General features: G+C 56.7%; 17 protein-coding genes. All 17 read right to left on the bottom strand.

What is annotated here, in order from left to right; genetic code table 11:
• Window positions 1-364: 364 nt before the first annotated feature.
• The 17 genes from SB786_RS35210 to SB786_RS35130 all read right to left on the bottom strand — a co-directional run bounded on the left by SB786_RS35210 (window position 365) and on the right by SB786_RS35130 (window position 7,766).
• The gene (locus SB786_RS35210) at window positions 365-550 is read right to left on the bottom strand and encodes a hypothetical protein (RefSeq protein ID WP_410731435.1); all 186 of its coding nucleotides are present in this window, start codon (window positions 548-550) and stop codon (window positions 365-367) included.
• Between the two features lie 389 nt (window positions 551-939).
• Window positions 940-1,188, bottom strand: coding sequence for a hypothetical protein (locus SB786_RS35205; protein WP_410731434.1), 249 nt, complete (start codon window positions 1,186-1,188; stop codon window positions 940-942).
• A 25-nt stretch (window positions 1,189-1,213) separates the two neighbouring features.
• Window positions 1,214-2,023: a hypothetical protein gene (locus SB786_RS35200; RefSeq protein WP_410731433.1), complete on the bottom strand. Its 810-nt coding sequence runs from the start codon at window positions 2,021-2,023 to the stop codon at window positions 1,214-1,216.
• Between the two features lie 9 nt (window positions 2,024-2,032).
• Complete coding sequence (locus SB786_RS35195; RefSeq protein WP_410731432.1) at window positions 2,033-2,194, bottom strand: hypothetical protein; 162 nt, start codon at window positions 2,192-2,194, stop codon at window positions 2,033-2,035.
• A 31-nt stretch (window positions 2,195-2,225) separates the two neighbouring features.
• Window positions 2,226-2,954 (bottom strand): hypothetical protein, encoded by a 729-nt coding sequence (locus tag SB786_RS35190; RefSeq protein ID WP_410731431.1) that lies wholly within the window; start codon window positions 2,952-2,954, stop codon window positions 2,226-2,228.
• A 16-nt stretch (window positions 2,955-2,970) separates the two neighbouring features.
• Window positions 2,971-3,165, bottom strand: a complete 195-nt coding sequence (locus tag SB786_RS35185; RefSeq protein WP_410731430.1) for a hypothetical protein — start codon at window positions 3,163-3,165, stop codon at window positions 2,971-2,973.
• On the bottom strand, window positions 3,162-3,401 hold the full coding sequence (locus SB786_RS35180; RefSeq protein ID WP_410731428.1) for a hypothetical protein: 240 nt from the start codon (window positions 3,399-3,401) through the stop codon (window positions 3,162-3,164). The genes SB786_RS35185 and SB786_RS35180 overlap by 4 nt, the downstream gene beginning before the upstream one ends.
• 15 nt (window positions 3,402-3,416) lie before the next feature.
• On the bottom strand, window positions 3,417-3,710 hold the full coding sequence (locus SB786_RS35175) for a DUF6388 family protein (RefSeq protein WP_410731427.1): 294 nt from the start codon (window positions 3,708-3,710) through the stop codon (window positions 3,417-3,419).
• A 15-nt stretch (window positions 3,711-3,725) separates the two neighbouring features.
• Entirely contained in the window at window positions 3,726-4,199 is a 474-nt protein-coding gene (locus tag SB786_RS35170; protein WP_410731426.1) for a hypothetical protein, read from the bottom strand.
• A 13-nt stretch (window positions 4,200-4,212) separates the two neighbouring features.
• On the bottom strand, window positions 4,213-4,722 hold the full coding sequence (locus tag SB786_RS35165) for a hypothetical protein (RefSeq protein ID WP_410731425.1): 510 nt from the start codon (window positions 4,720-4,722) through the stop codon (window positions 4,213-4,215).
• Window positions 4,723-4,752: 30 nt separating this feature from the next.
• Window positions 4,753-4,953, bottom strand: a complete 201-nt coding sequence (locus tag SB786_RS35160) for a hypothetical protein (protein ID WP_175693976.1) — start codon at window positions 4,951-4,953, stop codon at window positions 4,753-4,755.
• Between the two features lie 52 nt (window positions 4,954-5,005).
• On the bottom strand, window positions 5,006-5,383 hold the full coding sequence (locus tag SB786_RS35155; RefSeq protein ID WP_410731424.1) for a hypothetical protein: 378 nt from the start codon (window positions 5,381-5,383) through the stop codon (window positions 5,006-5,008).
• A gap of 53 nt (window positions 5,384-5,436) precedes the next feature.
• Complete coding sequence (locus SB786_RS35150) at window positions 5,437-5,856, bottom strand: DUF2513 domain-containing protein (protein WP_410731423.1); 420 nt, start codon at window positions 5,854-5,856, stop codon at window positions 5,437-5,439.
• A 24-nt stretch (window positions 5,857-5,880) separates the two neighbouring features.
• Window positions 5,881-6,105, bottom strand: coding sequence for a hypothetical protein (locus tag SB786_RS35145; protein ID WP_410731422.1), 225 nt, complete (start codon window positions 6,103-6,105; stop codon window positions 5,881-5,883).
• 14 nt (window positions 6,106-6,119) lie between these two features.
• On the bottom strand, window positions 6,120-6,308 hold the full coding sequence (locus SB786_RS35140; protein WP_410731421.1) for a hypothetical protein: 189 nt from the start codon (window positions 6,306-6,308) through the stop codon (window positions 6,120-6,122).
• 78 nt (window positions 6,309-6,386) lie between these two features.
• On the bottom strand, window positions 6,387-7,352 hold the full coding sequence (locus SB786_RS35135; protein WP_410731420.1) for a DUF2971 domain-containing protein: 966 nt from the start codon (window positions 7,350-7,352) through the stop codon (window positions 6,387-6,389).
• Between the two features lie 60 nt (window positions 7,353-7,412).
• Complete coding sequence (locus SB786_RS35130) at window positions 7,413-7,766, bottom strand: hypothetical protein (protein ID WP_410731419.1); 354 nt, start codon at window positions 7,764-7,766, stop codon at window positions 7,413-7,415.
• Window positions 7,767-7,996: the final 230 nt, after the last annotated feature.

Raw genomic sequence — 7,996 nt, 5'->3', positions numbered from 1 at the left:
CAGGCAACTCGGAAATACCGCTGACGTGCCTGCATTAACTTAAACCAACCAGCCTCCACGATTCCCGGTGCGGTTCAATACAGAGCAAATGCAGACCCTCGAACTCCCGTTCCGATCAATACGTGCGCCCCTTGATGGTGCTCAACGCAGAGATGATGAAGACCAACCGCTATGCGATTCCGCAACGACGTTTCGAAGGTCACACCGTCGAGAACGTTAGCGCATTGAACCATCCAGTTCTCCGAGCGCTGTAAAGCCGCCTCAAGTTCGTCGTTCAACGTTTATGCTCCGTCGTTTGGCGTTCTATTTGGAGCGTCGTGTCGGCTGCCGGCCGTGCGGGGCGCTCGCGTCTGGTTGTTTTCCGTTACAAGTCGTACTTGGCGCGCAATTCAACAATTCGCTCCAAACGCGCATGGTGCGCCGAGCGAGCGTTAGCCGGAACTTCAGCGAGCTTCACCTTTCCACACGCGACCGACGTCTCCCACTCGGTCGTTCGCTGAACGAGGTGGAACAGCTCGCGCAATTCCCGCTTCATCGTATCGAACACCATCGCGTTCCTCGTTTTCCTATGCGTTGCTCTTCGCTCGCTCTGCTGAGACCACCAACGCGACCGCGGCCCCAGCAAGTGCAATCCCTAAGGGTTTGAGGTCGAACCAAAAGGCGATGGCTGCGTCGATGCCGCACAACCCGCCCACAGTGCGCCCGTGTTTCAGAATCCACGCCTTCATAGGTCTCTTCCGTTTTCCTATTCGTGCCCGCGCAGCTGCTCGATCGATTCATCCAACACAGCAGCCGCTTCCGCGTGGAGCTCAGCGGTCGCCGCGTCCAGCTCGCCACCACATGGCATCTTGCGCGACTCGGCGACGTCCCGCAGAGTGTTGATCGGCGAGCCGAAGTGCGTCGGCCACGGTCAGGTTATACATGGCATTTTCCGATCGTTCAGATCGCGCTGGATTCAGCGTCGAGGACCGCAGCGACACCTAGCAACATCTGGGCGAGAGCTTTGCACTCTGCCGAAGTGAGGTCTATGCCCTGACTGCTTGCAGCTTCGTCTTCATCCTCACGATAGTAGGCTACGTTCAGGCGACATAAGTCAGAAGTGCCGGCTTCTAACGTCGCGCGGTAATAGAAACCATCGGGATGCTCAGTCTTCGCGGTCAGCGTTTGCGAAAGCGTGGTCAAACTCATGTTCAATGCCCTCATATTCCGTGGTCTACGGCAAATTGCGTTGCTCTTTGCGGAGGAAAAGATCCTTCGCGAAATCAAAGAAATTTTCTTCAAGCCTCGCCATCTTCCCACCGCATATCGCTTGCAACACTTCTGGACTAACCTCTCTCCCGAATCTATGGCGCGACCCGTCGGCGGGAGCCAGGGGTTCGTTCAACACAGCAGATAGCACACGCATCGACTGCAACTGTCTTGCCGTAGGGGGACGTGCCGTCTGCCATTCATCGGCGTGCCGCACGTTGTTAGCCGAAGCGACTACTACCTGACCAAAGGAACACCCTGCAAACCGAGGCACAGCTGCGTCCCATTCGTGCTGGACACCTTCGATATCCGCCCTGAACGACTGAAGCACGTTAGACAGCGCTACTACGATCGCTCCCGCATAAACGCCTCGGGCGACTTCGACCGCGCCTCTTTCATCATTTATTCGGTGATACGCGTCATAGTCGAGACTGGTCATTGGGTGGGGGGACTGCTTCGCGGCGATCGCAAATTGCTCTTCGAGCGCCTGGTCAAGTCGTGTCACGTCATCGACCAACGGGAACACCGAGTCGAACATGACGGAAAGGACCGGAAAATTGAAGCGCCACCAATTAACGAGCCGAAAAAAAGCGTGATACTCCGGGCTCGTCATCATAAGATCGCCGCGTCTTGTCAGCGCCAGATCTCCATTCACGGCCGCGAGATCCCCCGGAGTCATCAGCAGAGTAATCTCGTTGCGATCCACAACATCGTCATAGTCAGGCACCGCGGGCTTTGCAGTGCCGCTATCAGTTGCAATTTTCTCTATTGACATGTTTTCCGATCACTGACCATCCACGTAGAGCACGTCTAAATCGCCCGTCTTCTCGCACACGAAGTCGATCACGTCCCGCGTGTCCTTGACGGTTCCGTAGACCTCGCCAGTGACCTGATCGATTACCTTAAACGTGCCGTCTTTCTGCTTTGCCACCCAAACTGAAACCATTTCAAAGTTTTCCTGTATTCTTACCTGTACTTCATTGAAGGACAAAAATGTCTCTGCGCCTTATTTCATCCGTTTCGAGATAGTGTCGATAGTCGTCGATCCAAGCATTCACTGTTACATCATTGACACCATTTTGAGCCATAAATCGCCTCATCTCGCTGGGACTTGGCACCTCCCAGCGCTCGAATACACAAAGCTCCTGGAACGCGTCAGCGATTCGATGCTGCTCCGGCGTTGCCGTCTGGGCGTGGTCGCGAGCACTTGTTCGACCTAGTAGAGCGCTACGGATAGCGCGGTGATAAATGAGCCCCATTCCCTTCCGCCAGTCGGACGCGATTGCGCGCAACTCATCACCAGAAAAACCAACCTCACGAAGAGCCGCGACGATCTGATCAAAGGACTCCAAACGGCTTTGCAGACTTGTGCCGCTCATGAAGTTTCCAGACATGAGCGTCGTCAGATTCGCGGCTGCGGTGGCTGCAGCAACTGCCTTAAGTTCGGCGACCGTGGCAGCAGCTTCCCGGACCTGCTCTCGCATCGTCGCCTTCAGTGGACCCAAGGAAAGTTCGGCCAAGTCCTCTGCCCGAGTCAACAGCGTAAAAAGCAGGCAACAGGCGGCAGTAATCCATGCGGCCTGTGCATTTCCAAGGTTCAACATGATTGACGGTGGCGCAACAAGAGTCAGGACCGCACCGATCCAAAACGGCCAACCGTTGCGGGGTGCGCGGTCCGCGCGCGAATGAGCGTCATTTGTCGACATGCTTTTCCGTTCTCCGTTACTCGTAGGTCCTGACCGGAGGCAGGCCACGCTTCTCCAGAAGCACATCCTCCGCATGCTCGATCGACGCCCGACGATATTGCGCCGATGAGAAGTCGGGAGGATCGAGCGCCCACACCTGCGGTTCGCGTGCGCGCGCTAAGGCCTCGATCTCTTCGTCCGTCGGCGCCTGAGCGGTGGTCTGGTAGCTCATTGTTTCCGATTCAGTGTGTCTGCTTCAGCACGGCCGCACGATACTGCGAGCGAAGCAGCAGATCCGGAACCGGCGCGAGTACTTCGCGCCATGAATTGCAGCTCAACGCACGCGTCGACGCCATGCTCGGGTGCCGCACGATTGAAAGTCGCGCGGGCAGCCTCAATTTGCGCCTTGTCGCCCGCCGCTACGCCGCGGATCGAAGACTTCTCCGCTTCAGTGAGAATTTCACTCATCGTCGTTTTCCGACCTCAAAGGCCGAGGCTTCGTTTGATCGATGCGTCACGGCGTTCCAGCATTGCGCGAAACTCTTCAGCAGTGTCAGCGATGCAGCTCCAGAACAGTTCCGTTGAATCAATCCCCTTCGCACGGGCCACCTCGCGAAGCTCACGCATCGTCTCGCTTTCGCGTAGGAGTCCAAGACTGATACCCAAGGCATCCGCTTCGGCTTGAGTTAGAGCTTCGATTTTTCGCTTGATTTCAGGGTGGCCGTCGAGGAAGCGCTCGCGCCCTTTAGCCAACTGGTCAGCACTGATTTTGTCCATGGTTTTTCGATCCTTTCAATGGCAGACGGCCACAAATTGAAGCTCCCCGGATTCGCTTACCAGCTGCGCCGTAACCATATTAGCGTCCAGCCTGTTAGACACAGCGCTTACCTCATCGGTACATGCTGCTTGCTTCCATAAGAGTGCGCGGCCCTGATTTTTCAAATAGGCCGCTCGATCGGTGTTTCCGTTAGGAGATGCCATAAGATTGTTACTCCTAGTTCGGAACTGAAGTACGTAGGTTCCGGCAACTGTCTCTTTGCTTCCCATATAGGTCACAGCGTCCTTCGTGGACTGCTGGACTTGCAGCCCTGCTTTGGAAAAAGGATCGCCGCTAGACTCGCCGCAACCGCTAACGGCGGCCGCAACAAACAAAACTCCCAATGCCGGCATGAGAGACACGCCAATAAGCCGCGACGAAATTCGTTCCGCTTTTGATGGAGGCAGGGGTTTCCGGTCGATATCCCCGGGAGGAAAGAAAGCGTTCACGTTTGTAGTTTTCCTACGTTCCCCGCGTCGCGGTGATCTCGTGCACTTGCAGCGGCGGTGCGCCCCGCGTCGCGAAGAACTTGTTCACCTTCGCCTCGATCTCCGGGCGGCCTGCTCCAAGACGGACCACATGCCGCTCCAGCCAAGCCCGATCGACTGCGTGCAGCCGATCCGGATCGATGCGGTGCGCGATCAGGTAGAAGCCAAACGCCTTGCGCTGCCGCTGCGCCGCGACGTGATACCGCGCGAGCCGCACGGCCGCTTGTAGCGCCCGCTTGTAGGTCGTGTGTTTTGCGAAGCGGTAACGCGACAGGGCGCGGCGCTCCCGCAGCACGCTCTCCGGCGTCGTCTCAAATTCCCGTCCACGCCAGCCATCGAAGCCGGCGATATCGACCTGCCATTTGCTGCTCACGAAGTCAGCCGGTGTCACGGCGCCATCCTCACGGCGCCTGAGGTCGTAGCTCCCCTCATGCTCAGGCAGGACACTCATCGGCAGGAAGGTTTTCGACGTCTTGAATTTCATACCGGACGCTCCAGGCAGTTTTCCCGGGGGTTAGCGTGCGTCGAAGACGCCTGCTGCAATGAGCCGTGTCGCGTCACCTTCGCTCACGATCGCACGCGCGGCGCCGTAAGAAAACACGGGGCCGGATGGATGGCCGCCTTCGATTCGGGCTTTGCCGAACTCGATACAGAACGTTACCGAGTCGAGAATGATTGTGCTGGACGGAATGTGAATTTCAACGTTACTTACCATGCTTTTCCTCTTGTTTTTTTGGTGCCGGCCAAGCGCCGGCGATTTCCGTTGCCTAACGGTTGACGGCGACGAAGTTGTCGGAATCGATCTGGTGAGAGCCGTACCGAACTTCATAAGCGCCACCCAAATGGCCCGCAATGCGCTCTGCTTCGTCTTGCGACGCGTAGATGCCACCGAAATGCCACGGTGAGTTGCTGACAACGGCAAAGCCAAGGACCCATCCATTGTTGATCGGGTCGGCAGGCAGTTGGGCAAAGTCAGGCAATACCTCGCCGGAGAATTCCTTGAACTGTTTCTCAGCGTCCTGGTGCGTCGCAAAGTGTGCCGGACTGGTGCGAAACACCTGCTCCGCGTCCGTTGGGTAAAACACTTCGATAAAGACCTTGCCGGATACCGGATCGGTCACGCTTTCGCATCGATATTTCGTCAATTGTATTCTCCCTGTTTGAGTTGTTCGTGAGCGCCGCCTGGCTCGCTGTTTTCCTATGCGCCCAAGGCGTGCTTCAAAGCGTAACCGGCGAATGCCTTGATGGCGTCGAACGTCAGTTCGATGCCCTTAGTCCGGGCGGTGGACTTGATCGATTCCCAGATCGTGGCAGATCGCATGGTATCGAGCAGGTCGTGTCCAGCCATGGTGAGGCGCGGGGCAGACACGCCGTACGAGAAGTGATTATCGGCACCTCGGAGTACTTGTAGCCCTTCCACGTAGCCACTGTCGATGAGAAGTTCCAAGTGGCCAGCAATTCGTTCTTCCAAGGCCCTTTGGCCCTTCGCGAGGTCATCGTAGGCTTCCCACGTCAGGTCATCGGTCCATTTCGGCGCATCTGGAATGTCTGCGAGGACATCATGTCCTGCTTCTATGTCCGTCAGTTGCTTTCGTAGCAGATCCCAATCTCTCTTCATAGCCACTTCCCCGTTTTCCTTGGTTCAGGAGAGCCGCTCAAAAAGGATGAGATCAATGTACCCGTGGCCGGTCTGGTCTTCCTTGTGCCGCTGATGGATACGAATCTTTCCGTCGCGTTCCAACCGATCTGCTACCGCAACGTCGTGCTGGAACGACTCCAGACTATTCACGCCGGCCCCGGCTGGCCGCATCGAGCTACGCTTGCCGATTCCACACGCCTCGTACGCCTGAACTGCAGAGCTTTCCATGTGACATCCTTTTCTTAGTTCATATCCTGCGCCAACTTCACGAGCATTCCACCGACGGCCAACGTCAGCAACACACAATGGTCGATCATCCAACGGAAGCCATTTTGCTCTTCCCGCTTCCTCACCTCGTGCCTGGCGTCAAACGCGGCCAGCCACTTAGCGCGGTCTTTCGTCAACATATCTTCGCGGTCCCCGGCATCCATATGCGACCTCGCGGTTTCTCCTATTCGTCACCGGTACTCAACCACGCAAATATCGCGATAGAAGTCCATTGTCGGCGCTCAAGTCGTCCGAAACGGTGTGGACGAGGCACGTAGACGCTTCACGAGCATAGGGCGCTCCAGCTCCAGCATACGCTGAGTCGCTCGCTGCGACAGTGCATTATGTGTGGGCCCTAGGATGATGCTGTGAACCAGCCTATCGAGCCCAAAGTCCGGCGCGGTGACACCGGGAAGATTCGCGAGGCGAAACTTCAGCTTGGGCTGGAGGCCGCTGGGTCCGATCCAGTACCCAAACATGCTCTTGAGCATGCCGGTGGGGTCCAGGCGGGGAAAATAGACCACCCGCCATTCACGCTCTTCTGAGAAGCCGCGGTGTTTAGAAAAGAGTGACGCCTGCAATACCCTCTGGAACAGCAGATTGGCCACACTGCCACAGGCGTCTTGGTTGATCGGCGATCGCTGGATGGTCGCGGTCAACAGATCCAGCAGCTCATTGATCCACGTCTGCCTGGCTTCGCGGCTCATATAGGTGACAGGTCCAATCACCAGTGGGGAATCCTGATTCACGTTCAACTTCGCGGTGTCGAAGACGAGCGCAGCACCGCTGCCGTTGCCACCGTAGCCGCGCCACATGGAGAGTCTCCCATCGGCATCCTCGACCGGATCATGCTCGGAGAAGCATGCGATGTAGGTGTCGAGTGCCTGCTCGTTATCAAAGTGCTGCTGACATGCCCAGAACTGTCCCAAGAACGCGTCGTAGCAACCCAGTTCCTCGCAGCTCCTGCGGAAATCCCGGTGTTCCCTGATTGCCTGTATGGCGAGACGCAACCCGTAGTACATCTCCTCGTGGTCGTTCATACTCAGGGGATTAGAAAGCCAGAGTTCCTCCCCGGTGAGAATGTTCCGCAGATTGTCGACCGACGTGTAGTGCGCTAGCAGCGGCCGGCTTTGCGGAAATAGCTTGCTCCTGTCGATGTCTTGCCATAGGGAGACAGCCAGTTCGGTGATGATTGGGTCTTTAGACATTGAGTTATGACCTATCACGGATACGTGGAAAAGATACTCGATTGCTGGCTTTTTCCTTCGTCAATCCGACTGCTTCTTGAACACGTCCAGCTCGCGGACCTGTCCAAGCTTGCTTCGTAAGAACTCGCAGCCGGCGGTAGAAACTCCCCAAGCGAACGCGCAATGAAACAACCAGTCATTCAGCCGCGTCGTTTGGACCTCGTAGGTGAACATGACGCCAAAGAACGGCACGATCAAGAAGCCCGGATGAACGAGCGGTTCGGGTAGTCGGCACGCTACGATGAGTGCAACGACATCGATTCCAACAATCTTCGCAACTTGCCTGCATGGCAGCCAGGTCGCAACGAGCGTGATTGGAGCAAGCCACATCAGAATGGCGAGGATCGTTCCGACCGTACTCCAGATGCGGTTCATCGCTTTTCTGCCTACGAATGCAAAATGCTTAAGACAACCGAGATCGTCGAGATCGCGATTGCAACTACAGCCAAGAGGAGCGTCGCGGTAGTTGTCAACCGAGCATAGTAAAAGCTGCGCATTCCCTTGATCGTCTCGTCGGGATCGGCAGCACGAACCTGTCCGCATTTTTGTGGGCGAGGCGGTTGAACAACAGGTTATCCACGCGCCTGCGTGAATCGCTCGCCGAA

Source organism: Burkholderia sp. SIMBA_062 (assembly GCF_046534765.1).
In the GTDB taxonomy this organism is placed as follows: domain Bacteria; phylum Pseudomonadota; class Gammaproteobacteria; order Burkholderiales; family Burkholderiaceae; genus Burkholderia; species Burkholderia ambifaria.
Note: the sequence above shows the minus strand (reverse complement) of the source record. Positions and strands in the feature narration are given on the sequence as shown.